The sequence below is a fragment of the Pseudarthrobacter sp. YAF2 genome, from assembly GCF_052113345.1.
Classification (GTDB): domain Bacteria; phylum Actinomycetota; class Actinomycetes; order Actinomycetales; family Micrococcaceae; genus Arthrobacter.
Map to the genome: position 1 here is coordinate 252,369 of NZ_JBFRDA010000001.1, position 20,419 is coordinate 272,787.

The window sequence follows — 20,419 nt, forward strand, 5'->3', positions numbered from 1 at the left end:
ACCTGCAGCCGTATAGCGTACCTTCTTCGCCAGCTGCGCTCCGATCTAGGCTCGATTACTTCTGCCCCACGCGTAGCGATCCGTTGAGTGCCCCACACAGTATTTCCCCCCATGGAATTGCAACCAACCCAAGCTTCTATGAATTGTCCACAGACTCTGTTTCGAAACCGTTGACTGGACATTACGGCTCATCACTGCATGGTTCGATGTACATACAAGAAAATAAGACGGAATCCCAGGCCTCGAGCCGTCGTCGGCGCGGGTATGGCGAATCTAATTGTAGCTGCCGCCAGCGACAGGACCAGATGCTATCGCGGAGGACGGTCCTCAGCTGATTTGAAGCGTACCTGCGTCACAGTCGGGTCGCTTAATTTGACTGAATGTTGCAGACGGGAGGAAGTTGCTCTCATCCACGTCGCAGCGTGTGCTCCAGCGCGTAACGAAGGGCAGACCGCCAACGCCTCGCATACCCCGTGAGTGCCAAGAAATCGATGAGCGTGACATGGGGTGTGCCTAGGTACACTAATTGGGCAGCATGAGCGTTCACCGGGGGGCGTGTATCTGTCGTTGTAGCTGCTGACGATCAGACCCCAAACTGAGCTGCGAGCTTTGTCGCGGCGATCGAGGAAGTTAGGGGTAATGAGGGTGGTCAAAGGTCGGGACGAGGACATCCGTTGGTCGATTATTACGGTCTCGTATAACAGCGCGGAAGTTCTTGAGCAACACTGGCAGACAGACATCCCGGCTGGCGTCGAGTGGATCGTCGTGGATAACTGTTCTACGGATTCAAGCGTGGCAACGGCCAAAGACTTGGGTGCTCGCGTCATTGAGCTGGAAAAGAACGCTGGTTTCTCCGCTGCCAATAACATAGGCTTGCGCGAATCGCTAGGCGAGTATGTCGCCTTCGTCAATCCCGATGTCGTTGTGGGCTGGGAAAGCTTGCAGGACCTTGAGCTCTTGATCAATGAGAGTGGGGGCCTGGTTTCGCCGCAACTTCTGAACCCTGATGGCAGCAAGCAGCCCAATGGGCGAGGCGCGCCGAGTCTCTCGAGTAAAATACGAAATCGGCTTAACTCAAACACGGGTTCCACCTATCAGGTCTTGGCCAATGAAGGTGAGACTAAGTACGTTGCATGGCTAATCGGGGCTGTGATCGCTGGTTCCGCGGCCTCCTTTGTAGCGCTGAGAGGATGGGACGAAAGCTACTTCCTTTACTATGAGGACAAAGACATATCCTTGCGGGCATGGCGTCATGGCATTCCTGTCCTACTTTGCGGGGATGTCACCTGGAAACACTCGTGGGCCCGTGCTACAAAGCATTTCTCATTTGGTCCTTGGAAGCGCGAAATAGCTTCAGGCTTAAGGTTCTATAGTCGGGAACCCCGTCTGCTATACACGGCAAGTCCAGGGAACCGGAATCTCAAGAGCTTCACTTTGAGTGGTACGCCCTACAAGCCCAGTGCGACTTTCTCGGGAACGGAGACGAAGTAATGAAGGTTGTGTTCGCTCTCCGAGCTGATGCCTATGACAAACCAGGTGGCGACAGCAAAAAAGTGGCGCGGTATCAAGAAGGTCTGCGAGAAGAAGGCTGGGAGTCAGAAGTCGTGACTTCACCTCGGGAACTAGCGGCGACGAAATCCGACATTGTCCACTTAATGAATTTGGACACGCCGAGGGAGAACTTGCGGTATTCGCAGGTGGCGAAGAAGACCGGACGCCCATTCGTCATATCCACAATCCGTCACCCATTTGCCGGAATGGAGTCAATGTATGAGTTCGGTTCAGACCGGTTTTATTCCCAGTTAAGGCGTTTGGGAATTGGAGCAGAGACGGGAATTGGACTCCGGGAGCAGGTTAAGCTTCTGAAGCAAAAAAACCTTCGCGCGGCAGTCGTTCCGGGAACGTATAGGTCGCTTCAATGGAAACTCGTGAGAGACGCAGCTGCCATATACCCAATGGCAGCTGGTGAGTCAGATGCCATCGCTCGAGATTTCCAGAGCGGTACACCGCACAGGATCGTTAGAAATGGCTTCTCGTTTTCGTCTTCTTCAACCCCAAAGACCTCTACGCCTCCGGACTACAACTTGGTGAGTGTCGGCAGGATAGAACCCCGCAAGAACTCGTTGCTGCTGGCCAAGGTCGCTGGACAAACGGATCTCAAGACAGTGTTTGTTGGCGCACTCAATGATAACCACCCTGGCTACGCACAGGAATTTCTCACGTTGGTAGATCAGCACGACAATCTCGAGTACCTAGGTCAACAGGACCACGGCGCGATACTTTCCACTATCCAAAGGTCGGAAGCGTACATAAATCCAGCGTGGTTTGAAGTCGTATCCCAAGCGGATGTTGAAGCGGCATGTGCTGGACTGCGGATTATTTCCACTCGACACAGTTACTTGGAGGACGCGCTGGGGGGGGATGTCAAACGTTTCGACCCCCTAGAGCTGTTGGGGGAAGACGCGCCCCGCAGGCTTGTGGAGCTTTATCAGTCCGCGACCCAGGTCAACGGTGCTCCAGATCGGCAGTGGCGAGTATGTTCAGCAGAGCTGGCGGCTTCCTACAGAGAAGTTCTGGGAGCTCCTCTGTGAATGCCTTTGGGGTGATTGCAGAGAGTTGGGCCGCAGACCGAGACTTTCATTACCTCAACTCCAACCGAAATAGGCCTAGCCGAGTAATAAAAATATCTGCATTTCTCAATCCCTCACTTATTGCATCGGCATTATTCCGTCTTAGTGCGAATTCGTCAGGTATTGCTCACATATTTTTTAGATGGCTTACCCTGACTTTCTTTGCTAGTGATATCGCTTCTGGTGCTCGATTTGAGGGGGCAATAGAATTACCTCATCCCACAGGAATAGTCGTGGGTCGGGGTGCTGTAATTGGGGCAAACGCTCGAATCTTCCAAAATGTTACAGTCGGCTCTTCGCGAAGCGGCCAATATCCAGTTGTAGGCAATAATGTCACTCTCTACAGCGGTGCCGTCGTTGCTGGTGGGTTGATTATTGGGGACGGCGCAACGATTGGTGCTAACTGTGTCGTCACCAAATCGGTGTCTAGTTTTGATGTGGTTCGGTCTGCGTAGGTTCGCCGGAAGAGTAAAGGGTCTCGCATTCGCGGGCATGACCTTTGCCGGCATGTCGCTTGTCCTCGTTATTCCGGCGTTATTGGGGGCTGGTTCCGAGCTGCTCCTGCACGTGGCCGCTCTCATAGTTGGGATGCAGGCTGCCCAATCAAGTGTCGTGCAGGTCGGTCGAAATCTGGCATCGTCGTACCTTGGTAGGACATGGGTGTTGGCGTCTACGGCTGTGTTCTTCACCGTTTGTGAGCTCCTGACAGAGCTTGGCTCGGTCGTCGACGCAGTATTTGCGACCATATCTGGTGCACTACTGGGACTTGTCATGGGCCAGTCCTCGCTACTTATTCTTACGGGCAAAGGCGGCACCGATTTCCAGTTGTTTCAGGCGCTCAGGTCTATAGGCCTTGTTATTGCAGCCACCCTAGCAGCGCTATCCGAGAGACTCTTCACTTCCGCCTCGCCGCTCGTGATGACGATAGCCGTCACAGTCATGATCTATTATCGGCCAAGGGTGGGGCGGCGCCGATTGGGGTACGGGGAGCCAGGACTGCTAAGCAAAGGGGCCGCTGCGTCAATCGCTTTGGGGCTAGTGGCGTCTCTATATTATCGAAATGACGTGAACTGGGTGCGGACAGCAGTGTCGTCGACTGCTGATTTCTTGTTGTGGCACTATGCGCTGGTCATCTATGGTGCCGTTCAAGGGCTCGTTGGATTTGTGCTAATCCAAGTGGTCTTTTCGGACCGACGCAAATGGAGGTCAAGGACCCACTTCCTTGTCGAACGGTTCGCCGTCCTCACAATTTGTTGCTGGGCTGTAGTAGTCGTGGCTTCACTCGTCGTGTTGCCGGCTTTGCCAGTTGTACCGTCCGTGTTGGGATGCTCGCTTCTGGCGGCGTTCGTAGGGTCGATCTCGGGCTTTGCACACGTCTTGGACCTCAGTTGGGCGCCCTATATTGCAGGTGTGATAGGTGCGTCCGCCTTGTCAGGTCTACTGATCTCTGGCGCTGACCCCCGCCTTGCAATGGTAGTTGAAAGCACAGCAATTGGCTCGATCACGATTTTCTTGATTTTTACCCAACGGAGACGTGCATGCAATTCCTTCAATTAGTTTTGGGCTTTGTTACTATTCTAGCCCTATTGCAGTGCATCAGTTGGTTCAGGAAATCAATGTATGCTACTGCGTTATTTGGAGTTGCATATATAGTCATATACATGATAGATGTTCTGAACGTATCCTTTTCGGGATCCACGTACATTGCAGCATCTATCGGTCTGAGGACGGCAAGTGACGCTTCGATCTCTTTAGCCATTGTTCTTGTCGTAGGAACCTGGATCCTGTTTTCGCTCGGGGCAGAGTTTGCATCCAAGGGTGCCCTGCCGGTCATTGGGGAAGAAGCGCAAACTGTCGGCCCTCGCATACATTTCTTGCCGTATTTGCTGTTAGCGTCAATTTTTGGCGGTGTGGTTTTTCTTAAGATTCTCAGCGTTGGAATTTCGGCTACGCTGGAATTACGCCAGTCAGTATTTTCCGACAATTTTTTAATTCTACTCGGTTACTTTGTTTTGCCGGTCTTGGTAGCCCTCGGTGTGGCAAGTGCGGCCGCGACGCGGGGGACGCTTGCTTTTGCTTATTGGCTCACATCGGGTGCCTTGCTCGTTGTTACGGCGCTCATGGGAAGTCGTTCCGGTCTGTTCCTTGGCGCCGTGATCCCAGCGTTGGCCTATTTCTGGAAGCGAATTTTGGCTTCCAAAAAATCTGTAAAACGTGACTTTCAGCGACTCGTAGTAGTCGTGTCGGTGATTGCTATTCCACTGCTCGGTGGCAGCTTGTACTTGGCGAGTACTAGAGGCTTGGTTGAAACAAGCTCGGTCTTGGACGGGACCGATGTGAGCCAGGCCGACGTTCTCGTGGACCTTATTGAGTCGCAGGCAGGGGGAGTGGCAGAAGGGTCCACGTATATGGCTTCCGTCGCTTCTTTCATCCCAAGGAATGTATGGTCGGCGAAGCCTCTTCCAGGAAATGTAGTAAGTAGTGAGGTCTTGACGCCTGAGCGCTACTTTCTCACTGGTGCCGAGACGACCGCTGGTCTACTGGGGGAGGCATATATCAATGTCGGTTGGGCCGCCCCTTTGGTGGCGGCGCTGTTGATGCTGGTGTTACTCAGAGTTTGCTCGCTATTCCTTAGGTCAAGTGACCATATCGTTTGGATGGTCGGCTTGATTCTGGTTATACGTGGCTTGAATCTTCTACGGGGCGATTTGACGAATGTAGTGGTTCCAGCCATATCCGCCGTTCTAGTCTGGTGGATCGTGTGTAAAAAAGCATCGCCAGCCCATTCCAACCCCAAAATTGGATAGGTAGGTCTAGAGCCCTTCCCAAGGTAGGCGCAACGTTTAACATGTTGCTGCTACCTGCACAGCCGAACCCCTTCCACCTAGTCGCGTGCGGTTCTTTTGCAGCAGTGAGAAGAACGATTTCATCGCGGCATTGCCTGCGCACGCACCGACCCGCCTATGGAGCCGGTGAGCCCGTGGTGCCGGAGTGACTCAACGAATCTGCGGGACCGGCTTGGGACCGGCGGTCTGAATGCACGACTGTAGCGGCTGGGCGGCTTGAGGGCTCTTCACGGTTCGTGGGGAATTGAGTTCGTGTCGTTGAAGACAAGGGGGCCCGTGGCCCTGCTGGGATGAGTGTGTCTAGCATTCAACCTGGAACAGGACCACGAGCCTTGATCGAGCCTACCGGGGTCGCAGCCGACGCTGCCACCATCCTCTTCAACCTGCCCGACTACCACGTCATTTCCACCTCCGTCACTGCCGGCCGGCGGCGGGTCGTTATTGAAACTGACCAGCCGCCGGGCTGCCCGAGCTGCGGGGTCATCGCATCCCGGCGGAAGGAGCGCCGGCTTCAGCGACTCCGCGATATTCCCGTCGCCGGCCCGGTGGATGTGCTGTGGTCCAAGTACCGCTGGTATTGCCAAGAGCCAGCATGCGACCGGCTGTCGTTCTTCGAATCCACGCCGCAGGTGCCGCGCCATGCCCGCTCGACGAGCCGGCTGCGGGACCAGCTCGTGGACGCGGTCATCCGCTCCGGCAGGGCCGTGTCCGAGACCGCTGCAGGGTTCGCCGTGTCCTGGTGGATGGTCCGGGCCGCGGTGACCGAGGCCTGCCTGCTGCGGCTGCCCGACGTGGATTCGCTCAGCCCTCGGTTGCTGGGCATTGATGAACATCGGTTCCGGTCCGTGCGCTACTTTCAGGACCCGTCCACGAAGGCGTGGACACGATTCGAGCCATGGATGACAACCATCGTGAATCTGGACACCGGACAGGTCCTCGGCGTTGTCGACGGCCGCGACCATAAAGGGGTCGGGGACTGGTTGTTCGCCCGGCCCTTGGAGTGGCGGCCGGCCGTGCAGGTCGTCGCGATCGACCCGTCCGCAGCGTTCAGGAAGGCGTTGCGGATGTGGCTGCCACGGACCGCTGTCGCGGTCGATCATTTCCATCTGAGCTGGCTGGCTAACCAGGCAATGACGGAGACCCGACAGAACCTCTCCCAGCAGGTCAAGGGCCGCTGCGGCAGGGCCATGGACAAGGCCTGGGCGCACCGCATGCTCCTGCTTGGAGGTAGTGACACACTGAGCTGCCGGGCCGCCCTCCGATTAGAGGAAGTCTTCGCAGCTGATGATTCGACCGGAACACTCCAAGCGGTCTGGAAGGTCAAGGAACAGCTTCGGGCCCTGCTGCGCATGGGCTCCCTGAAAGACGCCGCGACGGCCAAGAAGGTACTCGAGGACCTGGTCAAGGCAGCCGCCAGGCCGGAGACGAACAGGCTCTACCGCACCGTTTGCAGGTGGTGTAAAGAGATCGAAGTGCTGATCATTACCGGCGCCACAACCGCAAAGGTCGAGGCCAACAACACGGCAATCAAGCGCATCAAACGCACCGCCCGCGGATACCGCAACCCAGACAATTACAAATCGGTTATTCTCTTGAGAAGTGCCGTCCGGACGGCGGCATGACGCTCATTCCAGGGATCCATTTCCCCACGAACCGTGAAGAGCCGGCTTGAGCGCATCGCGTTCTCCAGCCCCGCGACGGTAGGGGAGAACTTCATCCGCGAGTCCATCGAGTGACCTGCGATCCTTCCGGAGCAGACGACCTTCACCGCGCAGAGTTAGAGCTTCGTCTGCGGTGGGGTGTTCGGTGATGTCCGTCAGCCACAGTTCGTTCCGCGCGGTGGCGGTGAAGTCCCGCTCGACCAGGCCGTCATGGACGGACGTTCCTGGTTTGCGGTTCTGGCCACGCTTCTTCGAGAACACCTGCCCAAAGCCTTGGCCTCTGACTTAGCAAGCGGCCAGCGGGAATTGCCGCGCATGTGATCGTCGGACGACACGTCAAATAGAAACTTGGACAACGACTTAAGTGCTCAGTTGCACGCGAGCGAACAGGCTACAAAGCCCTGCTTGAGGTGGGTAAATTGATGACGCTACGCTCCGCGTTGTCATGGTTGCCCGGGGTGATTGGCTCAGTTGTCGCAGAGCCAATCACCCACTGAGGCCCCCTAAAACTAGACCAAGGCGGTAAGCCTGTGCCGAAGCCGTAACAACAAGGCGGTAAGCCCGTGCCGAAGCCGTAACAAACCGGCTTGGTCCCTTTGCGTATGCAACTACGGGATACTTCGGCTTACTTGAGTGTTCCCTGCACCCATGCCAGCTGGGCGGCTATCCCGTCCTCAATGCGCACTTTTGGCGACCAGGATAGCTCGGACGCTATTCTGGCCGTGGAGCCCCCAGTGCGCCATACATCTCCTGCTACCGCTTCGGAACGATTGACGCGAAGCGGTGAATCGACGAGCGAGTCGATTATGTCCAAGACGTCATTCATTGAAACGTTGCTACCGCCAGCAACGTTGTAGACGCTCCCTGCGGCAGACTCCGTCATCGACGCGCGAATGTTTGCCTCCACGACATCATCGATGAAAGTGAAGTCGCGGATCTGCTCGCCGGTTCCATAGAGCGGGAGCTCTTGCTCCTGCACTGCTGCCCTTAGGAATCGGGTGAACGCCATATCCGGGCGCTGACCGGGGCCGTAAACAGTGAAATAACGCAGGGAAGTGGTTGGAACTCCAAAATTGCTGGCGTAGAGCGAACAGAGGTGCTCGGCCGCCAGTTTTGTTACTCCGTAGGGGCTAACGGGTTGGGGGCGGTCGCTCTCCTCCGTTGGGTAGCGCTCTGCGTTCCCGTAGACAGATGATGAGGAGGCATACACTAATCGCTCAAGCGAGTCGGAACCTTTAGCCGCTTCCAGCAGTCTTTGGGTTGCCTGGATGTTTTCACGAGTGTAGATCTCGAAATCAGTCCCCCACGATTTGCGCACGCCTGGCTGACCTGCCTGATGAAAGACGTAATTGACGCCGTCAAGGGTTGCGGGAAGGTCTATGTCATTTAGATCGCTTTCCAAGAATTCAAATCTTGAATCTTCATTCTTTTTGACATTTGCTACCTTCAAGTCGCGATCGTAATAATCTGTTAGGGAGTCAACCCCCACAACAGAATGACCTTCAGCCAAAAGTCGCCTAACAATCGAGCTGCCGATAAAGCCGGCAGCGCCGGTAACAAGACTTTTCATTGATGTCCTTAGCGAGTGATGTGAAAAATTCGTCGAATATATTCTTTATTCGAGGTCTACTTGAGATGAGGGAAATGAACGAGCAGGTCGCCGCGCTGGGCTGTTAGACGTTCCCGTCGAATCATCAGTTTGAAACTGCCAGAAGTCTGCAGAATCATTTGATTCGCGATCAATTGACCTTGGCCTCATGCTTTCTGAGGACAGTCTGGCACTTTTTCCTTCATGACTGTAATAGCTGTACGAATAGGCATCTGGTCCCTTGGTGGGAAGCCGATTTAGCACTACGCCCAAAACATTTGAGCCAACCATCTTCAGAGCATTGATGGACTTCTCAAGATCGTGCTGTTTTAGCTTGCTCGATCCGACTACCAGAACTACCCCACCAACATGCTGAGATAACACTGCGGCGTCTGTTACGGGAAGCAGCGGAGGTGCATCAATCACTAAGGTGTCGAAAGTTTGTTCCAAGCGGCGAATGAGGTGGCCCATTTCCTGTGAGCCGAGAAGTTCGCTCGGATTTGGCGGGATTTGTCCTGATGTCAGGACAAAGAGATGGTCATCCCCCCACGGCTGCAAGAGTTCCGTCACATCGGCTGCCCCAACCAGCGCGGTAGTAAGCCCCGCATTGCGATCGAGTCCGAGATATTCATTCACCATTGGCCGTCGGAGATCAGCGTCGATGAGGCAGACGCTTTGACCGGCTTGCGCTAGAGCGATGGCTAGGTTCGTTGCGGAAGTACTTTTGCCTTCTCCGGGGAGAGATGAAGTTACGAGTACAGTCTTTGCGTGGCCCGAGATATTAGCGAATTGTAGGTTGGTTCTCAGCTGCCTAAAAGATTCAGCTCTTGGGCTTTGGGGTGCAGCCTGCGTGAGAAGAGGCTTCTTTACAGCATCAGGATCAAAAGCAATCCCGCCAAGGAGTGGGGCGTCTGTAACATGACGCAAGTCAGCTTCGCCCCTAATCCTATTGTCGAGTGTGGACCTCAGTATGCTTGAGAAAACTCCTAATCCGAGCCCCAGTAGTAGGCCGAGAAGTAGGTAGAGCTTTACGTTCGGGGCAGATGGTTCGGACGGCGCTACCGCAGGAGTTATTACAGAAAGCGCAACGGGGCTGCTTCCACCATTTTTGGGCTTCTCGAGCGTGTCAACGGCTTTTATCAGACTGTTTGCTGTTGCTTGAGCAATTGCGGCAGCTTGAACGGCCGACTGATCCGAAACAGATATGTTAATGAGGACTGTATTTAGATCGGTAGAAGCCTTGATTCGTTGCGCTAGTTCATCAGGCGTTATGGTCAGCCCAAGTGCGTCAATTGCTGGCTGCAGTACCACCGGGGATCCAACAGTTTTGACGTAGGACTGAACTCGGGCCTGGCTGAAGGTGTTACCTTGCTGAAGTTCCTGAACTGACCCTGAGCTTTGGATTGCAACAAAAAGCTGCGTGTTAGCGGTATAGGTCGGCTTTGTTATGACTCCAGCGGCACCAGCAATGAGTAGGCCAGCTAGCGTGGTCGAAACTATAAGAATCCAGCTACGGCGCAGGATGCGCAAGTAGTCGCGTAAATCCAAACTGGGGTCCCCCTGGTCGAATACTGGGGCACCCAAGAAGGATGCCACCCAGAACGGCATTATTCGTGCGGTCCAGCCAATACTACCCGTCGGACCAAACGTGTGGGGCCGCAGAGATCGTCTATGACCGACGCGCTGTATGTTCTCTATTTCGTATCCGTTTGAGAGTTTCGACTAAGCGTTCACCCTGATCCGATACCTCTCCCCTTCAGGCAGCATCCCGGCAGGCGTACGGTGGCTCGGTCGCCGTGGAGTTGGTCGGGATCCTGGGCGTACTGTGCGACATGGGTACAATCGGTCACCAAGACGAACGCACACTGGTTTGCGGGGAGGCACGGAGAAACAATGTCGAAATGGCTCGAAGTCGGCACGGACAACTATGTACTGGTAACTGAAGGATGCCTGCTGAATACCGGCCTAATCGTCGGCTCTGACCGTGCCATGGTTGTCGACACCGGGTGTGGTCCCCGTCAAGGACGCGAGATTCTGGATGCGGTTAGGGAGAAGACGGACCTGCCTCTCGTCGTCGTTAACAGCCATGCCCACTTCGATCACTTCTTCGGCAACGCCGTCTTCGCCGAAGCCGGGGTCACGGAATTCTGGGCGCACCAGAATTGTGCCTCGGAGATTGATCAGCGTGGTGACCTACAGCGCCGACACGTTGGGACACTCGAACCTGAGATGTCCGCCGGTGAAGGTGAGAACGTCGAGCTCGTGGTCCCCAACGCAATCGTCAAAGACCAGCCCGTCCTAGTGGACCTCGGTGGCGTTACAGCAACCTTGTTTTACTTGGGCCGCGGCCACACCGATGGTGATCTGTTGGTGGGAACGGCCACCACTCTGTATGTAGGTGACCTTGTGGAACAGGGCGCTCACCCCTCGTTTGAGGACTCCTATCCGGAGGAATGGGCCGACGCGCTCCGTCATATCTCCGCCCTACGTCACCGCTACGAATTCCTCATCCCGGGCCACGGCCAGCCTTGCAGCGACCAATTCGTCAAAACCATGGCGAACACCATGACCACCGCCGTTCGTCAGGCCCGCCAGTCCATCCGCGACACCCCCAACGACGCCACCAAGGCGATTCCTGTGCTGCCCTACGGGCCCGAACAGTCCCGTTGGTTCATCAAGCGTTTGCAGGAGAGCCGCGGGGAAGGGAGTCGAGAGCCGTAGGGTTTGCGGGTTTGCGGATTGACGACGATGCGCCGCGACTGAGAAGAGGCCGGTGGAAAGTGCATAGGCGTCGATTCATGCCATGGAAGTGCATGGGCGGTCGTAACCGGTCCTTTTGCCACCTGGCCGGCAGGTACAATTAGCCGAATTCAGTCGGTCTCAACTGGGGGAAACCATGGCCACATCTTTGCTTGCGCGTAAGCGCAGGCCGACCGACACTGCCCCGAAGAAGAGGTCTTTCCGGGCCGATATCCAAGGGTTGCGAGCGGTGGCCGTTCTGGCTGTAATTTCCGATCACTTCTTTAGCTGGCCGTCCGGCGGCTTTGTCGGGGTGGACATCTTCTTTGTTATCTCAGGCTTTCTCATCACGGGGCTTCTCCTCAAGGAGCATGCCCGCAAGGGGAGGATTTCCTTCCCGGACTTCTACCGTCGCCGCGTACGTCGCATCATGCCCCTGGCGGTACTCGTGCTGTTAGTGACAGTTGGGGCAGCCTGGATGCTGCTGAATGCTGGACGCGCTCATGTGATCAGTGACGACGCCCTCTGGGCTGCCCTGTTCTCAGCCAACTGGCACTTCGCCCTCATGGGTACCGATTACATGAATGCTGGTGCGGCTGTGTCCCCACTTCAGCACTTCTGGTCACTGGCCGTTGAAGAGCAGTTCTACGTACTGTGGCCATGGTTGATAGTGCTGGTTCTGGGGGTGTGGGCAAGCCGGGCCAGCTGGACCGAAATTCGGGCAAGGCGCGTTCTCGGGCTAGTCATGGCAGGAATTGTCCTAGCATCCTTCGGCTGGGCGCTTTGGGAGACGTCGTCAAGCCCAACCGTGGCTTACTTCTCAACCTTCTCCCGCGCTTGGGAGCTTGGTCTCGGCGCGCTAATCGCTATCGCAGCCGGCGTGTTGTCGAAGCTTCCAGCCTGGTCGCGGCCAGTACTGGCATACGTCGGGCTCCTCGGAATTGGTGTCTCGCTCTTTGCCATCACTCCAGAAAGTGCGTTTCCCGGGCCTTGGGCGTTTCTGCCGGTCATTTCATCCGGCCTTGTTATCGCCGCCGGTTGTGGCGGCGAGCAGCGCTTCCTATTCCCGCTCACCAACCGTTTGTCCCGCTACTTCGGAGACATTTCTTATTCGCTATACCTGTGGCATTTCCCCTTCGCAATCCTCGTGGCCGAACTGCTGCCCAAGGGTCCGATTTCTGACCTTTCACTCCTTATCGCAGTATTCGCTTTCTCGGCCGTTTCGTTCCACCTGCTTGAGGACCCAATCCGCAGATCTTCCTGGCTGGAACCCAAATCCGTGAAGAGAAACAGGCAGCCGCTGACGCTGAATCCTTTGCCTTATCTCGCGGTGCTGGCAACCATCACGCTTGCCGTGGTCGGCTGGGCACTGTGGAACGACGCAACACTGCAGAAGCGGCCCGCCGTAGCCTTGCCAATCCCGTCGCCTATAGCGCCTTCTGGCGGGGCAACTGCGTCGGCAACGAGCATGCTCTCTGTGAAGCTGCAGGCAGCTTCGGCGGCGACGGAATGGCCGGCACTAAATCCGAAACCGGAAGACCTTGGCCCATCCGCAAAGGCTCCAGAGTGGGTGCAGGACGGATGCCTCGCCATGGAGCGCAATTCTCAGCCGGATCCGATAGCGAACGCCCAAAGATGCTCGTACGGCCCCGCCGGTGCCACCAAGACTGCAGTGCTCATGGGCGATTCGATGGCAGTCAGCTTTGCGCCAGGCATTCGCGCAGCGCTTGAACCACTCGGTTACAAGGTCGTGATCTACACAATGCAGCAATGCCCCGCAGCAACACTGACCATGCTTCAAGACGATGGTTCGGCGCACCCGTCATGCAACCCATTCCGGCAGTGGGCCATCGACCAGGTGAAAGACATCCATCCAGATATCGTATTTCTCACTAGTTCCCGCGGGGCCAGCGGAACCCTCGCTAGCAGGGCCACCGGACGGGCCGCAGTCGACGAGTGGCGGAAAGGCACTGAGGACACCTTCACCGCCCTTAACGGTGCGGCGACCCGAATCGTTGTCCTCGATTCCCCGCCAGGTGGTAAGAACCTGCAGGAGTGCATGACACGAATCAGCAAGCCCTCTGACTGCGCAGGCTCGGCTGATGCTCGTTATGACGACCTCGCCAAAGCTACCCAAGCGGCCGGGATTGCAGTGAACACAAAACCTGCACCGGAAATTGTCGCCACCAAGTCATGGTTCTGCACGGCGGACAACGTCTGCCCTTCATTTATCGGCGTGACACCCGTGTACGCAGATACTGGGCACCTGACTGCGGTCATGTCCAAGTCACTCAGCGGGGTTATCGCGGAGACGCTGAAATTGGGCCCAGCGCAGGGCTAGACGCAATTCCTAGCTAGTAATGTCGAGCGTGCCCGCGCCGATATTAGGGTGGGGCGAGTGCCACGCGTTGCGCTTGGGAACGCCATGCCGACGACGGATGCAAGGTAGTAGCCTCCTGCCGGCATCGTTGCCTTTGTCCGGTCGCACCAGCCGGGCAACCTTGAGGTTGGCACCCTAACCTAAGCGCATGGGCCGCTACGGGGTAAGCTACGACGTTCGCTATTCGAAGCAGGATGCACGGCAGCGCAGGCTGCGGTTCATCTCATACGTGGCCCTGGCCGCCCTGGCAGTAGCCACCATCGGGGTGGTCCTGATGGCGATGGAGCGCTAGGCGCGCCACACGCACACAGAGCCTCAAAATGAGCCCTGACCTGCGCAAACACCGTTCTTGAGTCAACCTTGAGGGTAGACCGCAGGGTAAATTGAGTCTGCCCCGCCAAGGTGGAGGCATGCTCTCACGTCTCCGGGCAGGGAGCGTTGTTCTCACCTGCGCCCTGCTTGCCGCCGTCCAGTTCCCATCCGCCGCCAACGCCGCCGCTCCCGCCGCAGCGCCCACGGAACGCGCCGCCGCCTCCCACACCAACCCGGCAACCGCCCCCGCCAGCCTGGCCTCCGTGTCCGCCATGCCCGGCCAGTCCGGGCAGCAGCTCGCCGTCCCCGTCGCCCCCGGCCTGCAGCCCGCCCGCATCACCGGCAGCATCGCCGTCACCGGCCAGCCCACCACGGGCACCATCCGCGTCAGCGTCCAGGGGAGGACCCTCCTCGAAGCGCCGGCCAAGGGAATCATCGCCCTGGACGCCCCGGTCAGCGCGGCGGACCTCACCGACCACCAGCTGGTCCTGGCCCTGGAATACAACCCCGCCGTCCGGGACGTCTGCACCGCCACCCAGTCCACCGCCACGCTCAACAACATCAGCCTCACCACCCAAGGCACCGAAACCGCACCCACCACCGTGGCCGAATTCCTGGCTCCCTCCGTGCCCGCCATCCTCATCCCCGTCCCGGCCGAGCCCTCCACCGACGTCTCCGCCGCCATCCTCGCCGCCTCCGCCGCCATGGCCCACCGCTACCCGGACGCCGCACTCACGCTCGTGCCACCGCAGGACATGGACGCGGAGGCCGCCGCCCTCCCCGCCGGCTCGCGCATCATCACCATCAGCGCCACGGACGGTCCCGCCAGCACCACACTCGCCACCCAGGCCGGCCGCCCCGCCCTCACCATCACCGGCACCGGCGACCAACTTCGCACCGCAGCCCGCGCCCTGGCGGACACCAAATCCGCCCTGGCTGACGGCTCCACCGTCACCGGCATGACCTCCACCGTCCCCGCCGCCGCAGGCCCCGAACAAACCTTCACAGACCTGGGCGCCCAGGCCATCCGGCTGGCCGGCTACGGAACCCAGGAAACCTACCTGGGCGTCAACCAGTCCCAGTTCGGCGGCCCCGTCTCCGCCATCAGCCTCCAGCTCCGCGGCACCCACACCGCCGTCCCCACTGGCGGGCAGGCCGCGCTCTCCGTCTACTGGAACGACTACCTGCTCAGCTCCCAAACCCTGGCCGGCGACACCTTCGACATCACTGCCGACGTCCCCGCCGGCCACATCCAGTCCCGCAACGGCCTGCGCCTGCGCCTCACCGCCCTCCCCGCCGGCGGCGACTGCTCAGGCCCCGCCGGGCTGCTCCCCATGGAACTCACCGTGGACACCACCGGAAGCAAACTCACCGCCCAGCGCGGCCACTCCATCAAGCCCGGCTTCGCCCGCTTCCCCCAAGTACTGGGCACCACCCTCCCCATCGCGTTCGACGCCGGCGCTACCGCCCAGCAAAACACCAACAACGCAGCCACGCTGGCGTTCTCCCTCCAACGCGACAACGACTCCCTCCTGGACGTGCGCCTCACCACCCCCGCCGCCCTTCTCGACTCCAGCGACTCCGGCCTCCTGGTGGGCGCCACCCCCGCCACCGCCGAACGAGCCGGCGCCCCGCTCCGGCTCGCCGGATTCCGCACCGTCTCCAGCCGGGACATCGAATACGGCGTAGGCACCAGCGCCCCCTACGGCGCCCTGGAAGCCTACGAACAAAACGGCCGCAACCTCCTGCTCCTGGGCGGCTGGGCCCCGGACACCGCCGACACCAAGGCACCGGCGGCCACCCCCGGCACCCTGCAGGCCAGCCTGGCCAGCTACGTCCAGCAGCAGCCCGGCGGCTGGAGCTCCCTGTCCCGCAACATCCTGGTCACCCAGACCACCGGCAACCCCGTGCTGCTGGAAACCAACGCCATCACCCCGCAGGCCGAAGTCACCGACGGGTTCCGGCCACTGGCACTCTGGCTCGCCGCCGCAGCTGCCGCGCTGGTCCTGGCCGCGGGCACCCGCGTCCTGCTCCGCCGTCGCCACCGCCGCGCTGCCCAGGCCCACGCCGACGCCTTGGAACAGGCCGCCGCGGACACCGCCCGTGGCCAGTGACATGCAGGCGGCCCTCGCACCCCTGACGGACACCCCGGCCAGGCCGGCTGCGGGGGAGCGGACCCCATGGCTGCGCCGCACCTGGACCGCCCTGGGTTCCCCGGCGGCCGGGCGCCGCATCCCCGGCACGGCCACCATCGCGGTGGTGGCGGCCGCCGTCGGCTTCCTGGCCTGCCTCTACACCACCGGCCAGGGCAGCAACCTGGATTATTCGGACGCGCAAAGCCACCTCACCATCGCCCGGCGCGTGTTCGACAGCAAAGCCCCCGGGTTCGAACAGCTCGGCACCGTGTGGCTGCCCATGCCCCACCTGCTGCTCATGCCGTTCATCATCAACCTCTGGATGTTCAGCAGCGGCTGGGGCGCCTGCGTGCTGGGCACCATCGCCCTGGCCGCCACCGCCGCCGGGTTGTACCGGATCTGCGCCCGCCTGGGCTACGGGCGCACCGGCCGGCTGGCCGCGGTACTGGTGCTCCTGGCCAACCCCGCCATCCTCTACACCTACACCACCGCCCTCACCGAACCCGTGCTGCTCATGTGCCTGGTGGCCGGCATGGCCGGCCTGGCGCACTGGGCCACCAGCCGGCGCCGCATGAGCGCCGGCGAGCTCGCCGTGTTCGCCGGGATCCCCTCCGGCGCCGCCGTGCTCTCCCGCTACGAAGGCTGGGCCCTGGTACTCACCGGCACCCTGTTCGTCCTGGTCACCGAGCTGCGCCGCTCCCGCCAATGGCGCGAGGCCACCAAGATGGCCGCCGCCTACGCCATGGTCCCCGCAGCCGCCGTGCTGTGGTGGCTCTCCTACAACTGGGCCATCTACGGCAACCCGCTGGAATTCATGTTCGGCCAGTACTCCGCCTACGCGCAGCAGAAGAACATCACCGACGGCGGCCTGCTCCCCACCAAAGGCAACCTGGGCCTGACCCTCTGGACGTTCCACTGGTCCCTGCTGGAAACCCTGGGCATGTCCGTGCTGGTTGCCGCGGCGTGCGGCGCCCTGGTGGTGGTGTACCGGCGCGGCCTGGCCACCAGCACCCTGCTGGTGGCGGTCACCGGCAGCGCCTACGCCTTCGCCCTGCTCAGCCTCTACCTGGGCCAGACCGCCATCAACAACGACCACTCCCTCCCCAGCACCTGGTGGAACAACCGCTTCGCCCTCACCGCGCTGCCCCTGGCCGCCGTGCTGGTGGCGGCCTTCGTGCACCAGGTGACCCGCCGTCGTCGGACGCGGTCCTGGATTGTGGCGTTCCTGCTGCTGGCCCTGGCTGGGCAAAACGCGTGGTGGCTGCAGGACCCCGCCGGCCGGCTGGCCGTCCTGGCCGAGGGCCGGATGTCCCACGAGTCCAACACCTACTCCTTCGCCGCGGCCCGCTGGCTGAAACAGCATTACGACGGCGGCGGGATCCTCCTGGACGAAAGCGCCCGCGGGAACGCCGTGCTCCCCATGATGGGCATCCCGCTCGCCAACATCTACAACCGGGCCGCCGGCGACCACTTTGGCCCCGCCCTGCGGGACCCGGCCAAATACGCCAAGTGGGTGCTGGTGAACGTGGAGGGCGAGGACGCTCCCTTGGATTCCGGGTTCACGGACCTGGTGTACCAGGCCATCAGCACCAGCCGCACGTTCAACGCCCGCTACGCCGTGGTGTTCTCCAGCCCCACGCACCGGATTTACGAAAGGACCGTCAACTGATGGCAGAGTCAGCCCCGGTCCTGTTTGGTGCTCCGGCCGCCTCCTATGATGACGGCGTTGGCGTGCAGTCCGTGGCGCTGGGCCAGACCCTGCTCCTGGCAGGCCTGATCACCACGGAACAGCTGGACCGCGCCTTGGTCCGCGCCAACACTGAAGGCGGACTGCTGGGCCGGCACATCATCCTGGAAACCGGGCTGAACCGGCGGCACGTCTACCAGGTCCTCGCCGAACAGTGGGACGCGCCGCTGGTGGACCTGGTGCAGCACCCCTCGGACGACGCCCTGCTGGAGCAGTTGAGCTTCACCGAGGTGTCCGAGCCCGGCTGGCTGCCCTGGCACCTGGAGGACGGCGTGCTCACCGTGGCCACCGCCGTCAAACCCAACGAGGACATCCGGGCCGCCGCCCTTCGCATCCCCGGGGCGGAGCAGGTGGTGTTCCGCACCACCACCGACTGGGACATCAACCACTCCATCCAGCGCGCCTTCCGCCACCACCTGCTTTACGAATCCGCCGAACGCCTGGCCGAGGAACAACCGGACGGTTCCGCCCGCACGGCACTGAACCTGTGGCAGCGGCTCCTGCCCGCCGTCCTGCTCAGCTGCCTGCTGGCCGGGCTGGTCCTCGAGGCGCGGCTGACGGTGATCGTCCTGCTCACGGCCGTGAACGTGGTGTTCCTGGTGAGCATCGGCTTCAAGACCCTGGCCAGCCTCCGCCAGCCGTTCGACGCACTGCACGACAAGTCCGCCGCCAAGGCCCGGGCCCGGGAACTGGAGCGGCGCGGTATGGGGACGTTGGGTTCCGGGGCGCTGGGTTCCGGGGTTTTGGGTGGTCCTTCCGGGCTGGCCGGCCGGATCCCCGACGGCGAGCTGCCCGTGTACACCATCCTGATCCCGGTGTTCCGCGAGGCCAACATCATCAACAAGCTGCTGGCCAACCTGGGGCAGCTGGACTATCCGCGCTCCAAGCTGGACGTGCTGGTGCTGCTGGAAGAGGACGATACCGAGACCATCGAGGCCGCCAAGCGCTCCCGGCCGCCGGAGTACGTGCGGATCCTGGTGGTGCCCCGCGGCGAACCGCAGACCAAGCCCCGGGCCTGCAACTACGGCCTCACCTTCGCGCGCGGCGAGTACGTGGTGATTTACGACGCCGAGGACCGGCCGGACCCGGGCCAGCTCCGCGCGGCCATTGACGCGTTCCGGCAGGACGCCTTCGAGCGGCGCTACCTGGCCCCCGACCGGCGGCCGCTGATCTGCGTGCAGGCCGCCCTGAACTACTTCAACGCGGACCAGAACGTCCTCACCCGGCTCTTCGCCATCGAATACACGCACTGGTTCGACTCCATGCTCCCGGGCCTGGACCGCTCCGGCATCCCGCTGCCGCTGGGCGGCACGTCCAACCACTTCGACACCCGGCTGCTGCGCCTGGTGGGTGCCTGGGATCCGTGGAACGTCACGGAAGATGCGGACCTGGGGCTCCGCGCCGCCGTCGAAGGCTACCGGGTGGGTGTCATCAACTCCACCACCTGGGAGGAAGCCTGCTCGCAGGTGCCCGCGTGGATCAAGCAGCGCACCCGCTGGATCAAGGGGTACATGGTCACCGCGGCCGTGAACACCCGCAACACCGTCCGGTACGTCAAGCGCACCGGGGTGGCGGGCGCCGTCGGCTTCCTGGGCCTGATCCTGGGCACCCCGCTGGCGTTCCTCGCCTACCCGCTGGTGCTCGGCTTCACCATCGTCACCTATGTGGGCTACAACTTTGTGGGCCTGGTGCTGCCCGAATGGCTGCTGCTGGGCGGGGTGGTGTCCATGCTGTTCGGCAACGCCATGATGATCCTGGTGTCCGGCATCGCCACCTGGCGGCGGCACGGCTGGCGGATCGCCATCTTCGCGCTGCTGAACCCGGCGTACTGGGTGCTGCACGCCGTGGCCGCCTGGCGTGCGGCCTGGCAGATGATTTCCAGTCCGCACAAATGGGAGAAGACCCCGCACGGGCTGGATGAGGAGTATCACGACGACGGGCGGTGGTCCGCGTGAGCGCGCACCTTTCCGTGCTGGACCCCTCAGCCCTGGAGCTTCCGGTCCTGGACCCGCGGTGCGTCCGGGACCTGGGGGAGGAGCTGGACAGCCCCGCCGGCGCGCACGCGTTCCTGGGCGCCTACCTGGAGATGCTGCCGGACCGGCTGGCCAAGGTCAGCAACGCCGTCCGTGGCGGCGACGGGGACACCGCCACGGACCGGGCACTCAGCCTCAAGGTCACCTCCACCATGGTGGGCGCCCTGCAGCTGGCGGCGCTCGCCGAGGCCATGGAAGCCCTCATCTGCCGGGGCGACTGGGCAGCCGCGGAACCATTGCTCGATGTGCTGGCACCCGCCGTCGCCGCCGTCCTGAAGGCCGGCGCCGTCGTCGTCAACGGCCTGCTGCATCCCTGAGCTGAAGGTCATAGGGGCCGGCCCCACCGGA

General features: G+C 60.7%; 15 protein-coding genes and 2 pseudogenes. 13 read left to right on the top strand and 4 right to left on the bottom strand.

From position 1 onward, the window contains the following. The first annotated feature begins 639 nt into the window (after positions 1–639). The 5 genes from AB4Y79_RS01215 (at position 640) to AB4Y79_RS01235 (ending at position 5,437) form a co-directional block, all read left to right on the top strand. Positions 640–1,491 carry a glycosyltransferase family 2 protein gene (locus AB4Y79_RS01215; protein ID WP_441858018.1) on the top strand — a complete coding sequence of 284 codons (852 nt, stop codon included), beginning with the start codon at positions 640–642 and terminating at the stop codon, positions 1,489–1,491. After that, positions 1,491–2,591: a glycosyltransferase gene (locus AB4Y79_RS01220; protein WP_441858020.1), complete on the top strand. Its 1,101-nt coding sequence runs from the start codon at positions 1,491–1,493 to the stop codon at positions 2,589–2,591. Before AB4Y79_RS01215 ends, AB4Y79_RS01220 begins: the two co-directional genes overlap by 1 nt. Then, positions 2,537–3,085, top strand: coding sequence for a hypothetical protein (locus AB4Y79_RS01225; protein ID WP_441858022.1), 549 nt, complete (start codon positions 2,537–2,539; stop codon positions 3,083–3,085). The genes AB4Y79_RS01220 and AB4Y79_RS01225 overlap by 55 nt, the downstream gene beginning before the upstream one ends. Positions 3,086–3,122: 37 nt before the next feature. Next, complete coding sequence (locus AB4Y79_RS01230; protein ID WP_441858024.1) at positions 3,123–4,187, top strand: hypothetical protein; 1,065 nt, start codon at positions 3,123–3,125, stop codon at positions 4,185–4,187. A gap of 104 nt (positions 4,188–4,291) precedes the next feature. After that, positions 4,292–5,437 (top strand): hypothetical protein, encoded by a 1,146-nt coding sequence (locus tag AB4Y79_RS01235; RefSeq protein WP_441858025.1) that lies wholly within the window; start codon positions 4,292–4,294, stop codon positions 5,435–5,437. Positions 5,438–5,527: 90 nt separating this feature from the next. On the opposite strand, the pseudogene AB4Y79_RS01240 reads toward AB4Y79_RS01235, so the two are convergent. Then, positions 5,528–5,690: pseudogene (locus tag AB4Y79_RS01240) on the bottom strand (IS3 family transposase); the annotation flags it as partial. Positions 5,691–5,808: 118 nt separating this feature from the next. On the opposite strand from AB4Y79_RS01240, the gene AB4Y79_RS01245 reads away from it, so the two are divergent. Continuing rightward, positions 5,809–7,098 carry an ISL3 family transposase gene (locus tag AB4Y79_RS01245; protein WP_441858027.1) on the top strand — a complete coding sequence of 430 codons (1,290 nt, stop codon included), beginning with the start codon at positions 5,809–5,811 and terminating at the stop codon, positions 7,096–7,098. Between the two features lie 41 nt (positions 7,099–7,139). Here the strand turns inward: AB4Y79_RS01245 and AB4Y79_RS01250 are convergent. From AB4Y79_RS01250 to AB4Y79_RS01260, 3 genes and pseudogenes are all read right to left on the bottom strand, one after another. After that, positions 7,140–7,404, bottom strand: a pseudogene (locus AB4Y79_RS01250) (IS3 family transposase); the annotation flags it as partial. A gap of 358 nt (positions 7,405–7,762) precedes the next feature. Further along, positions 7,763–8,707, bottom strand: coding sequence for an NAD-dependent epimerase/dehydratase family protein (locus AB4Y79_RS01255; protein ID WP_441858029.1), 945 nt, complete (start codon positions 8,705–8,707; stop codon positions 7,763–7,765). A gap of 45 nt (positions 8,708–8,752) precedes the next feature. Further along, positions 8,753–10,273 (bottom strand): polysaccharide biosynthesis tyrosine autokinase, encoded by a 1,521-nt coding sequence (locus AB4Y79_RS01260; RefSeq protein WP_441858301.1) that lies wholly within the window; start codon positions 10,271–10,273, stop codon positions 8,753–8,755. A 345-nt stretch (positions 10,274–10,618) separates the two neighbouring features. Between AB4Y79_RS01260 and AB4Y79_RS01265 the strand changes: the two genes are divergently transcribed. From AB4Y79_RS01265 to AB4Y79_RS01295, 7 genes are all read left to right on the top strand, one after another. Next, positions 10,619–11,446, top strand: a complete 828-nt coding sequence (locus tag AB4Y79_RS01265) for an MBL fold metallo-hydrolase (protein WP_441858031.1) — start codon at positions 10,619–10,621, stop codon at positions 11,444–11,446. A 175-nt stretch (positions 11,447–11,621) separates the two neighbouring features. Further along, the gene (locus AB4Y79_RS01270; protein ID WP_441858033.1) at positions 11,622–13,805 is read left to right on the top strand and encodes an acyltransferase family protein; all 2,184 of its coding nucleotides are present in this window, start codon (positions 11,622–11,624) and stop codon (positions 13,803–13,805) included. A gap of 187 nt (positions 13,806–13,992) precedes the next feature. After that, entirely contained in the window at positions 13,993–14,136 is a 144-nt protein-coding gene (locus AB4Y79_RS01275) for a hypothetical protein (RefSeq protein WP_441858035.1), read from the top strand. Positions 14,137–14,254: 118 nt separating this feature from the next. Continuing rightward, complete coding sequence (locus AB4Y79_RS01280; RefSeq protein ID WP_441858037.1) at positions 14,255–16,270, top strand: hypothetical protein; 2,016 nt, start codon at positions 14,255–14,257, stop codon at positions 16,268–16,270. After that, positions 16,260–17,960 (top strand): ArnT family glycosyltransferase, encoded by a 1,701-nt coding sequence (locus tag AB4Y79_RS01285; RefSeq protein WP_441858039.1) that lies wholly within the window; start codon positions 16,260–16,262, stop codon positions 17,958–17,960. The genes AB4Y79_RS01280 and AB4Y79_RS01285 overlap by 11 nt, the downstream gene beginning before the upstream one ends. Continuing rightward, positions 17,960–19,993, top strand: coding sequence for a glycosyltransferase (locus AB4Y79_RS01290; protein WP_441858041.1), 2,034 nt, complete (start codon positions 17,960–17,962; stop codon positions 19,991–19,993). Before AB4Y79_RS01285 ends, AB4Y79_RS01290 begins: the two co-directional genes overlap by 1 nt. Next, entirely contained in the window at positions 19,990–20,388 is a 399-nt protein-coding gene (locus tag AB4Y79_RS01295; RefSeq protein WP_441858043.1) for an Hpt domain-containing protein, read from the top strand. The genes AB4Y79_RS01290 and AB4Y79_RS01295 overlap by 4 nt, the downstream gene beginning before the upstream one ends. Positions 20,389–20,419 lie beyond the last annotated feature (31 nt).

Coding starts and splice junctions, on each gene's coding strand:
- AB4Y79_RS01275 (WP_441858035.1), top strand. CDS start 13,993: ATGGGCCGCTACGGGGTAAGCTACGACGTTCGCTATTCGAAGCAGGAT.
- AB4Y79_RS01225 (WP_441858022.1), top strand. CDS start 2,537: ATGTTCAGCAGAGCTGGCGGCTTCCTACAGAGAAGTTCTGGGAGCTCC.
- AB4Y79_RS01215 (WP_441858018.1), top strand. CDS start 640: ATGAGGGTGGTCAAAGGTCGGGACGAGGACATCCGTTGGTCGATTATT.
- AB4Y79_RS01230 (WP_441858024.1), top strand. CDS start 3,123: ATGACCTTTGCCGGCATGTCGCTTGTCCTCGTTATTCCGGCGTTATTG.
- AB4Y79_RS01280 (WP_441858037.1), top strand. CDS start 14,255: ATGCTCTCACGTCTCCGGGCAGGGAGCGTTGTTCTCACCTGCGCCCTG.
- AB4Y79_RS01255 (WP_441858029.1), bottom strand. CDS start 8,707: ATGAAAAGTCTTGTTACCGGCGCTGCCGGCTTTATCGGCAGCTCGATT.
- AB4Y79_RS01290 (WP_441858041.1), top strand. CDS start 17,960: ATGGCAGAGTCAGCCCCGGTCCTGTTTGGTGCTCCGGCCGCCTCCTAT.
- AB4Y79_RS01270 (WP_441858033.1), top strand. CDS start 11,622: ATGGCCACATCTTTGCTTGCGCGTAAGCGCAGGCCGACCGACACTGCC.
- AB4Y79_RS01265 (WP_441858031.1), top strand. CDS start 10,619: ATGTCGAAATGGCTCGAAGTCGGCACGGACAACTATGTACTGGTAACT.
- AB4Y79_RS01235 (WP_441858025.1), top strand. CDS start 4,292: ATGATAGATGTTCTGAACGTATCCTTTTCGGGATCCACGTACATTGCA.
- AB4Y79_RS01220 (WP_441858020.1), top strand. CDS start 1,491: ATGAAGGTTGTGTTCGCTCTCCGAGCTGATGCCTATGACAAACCAGGT.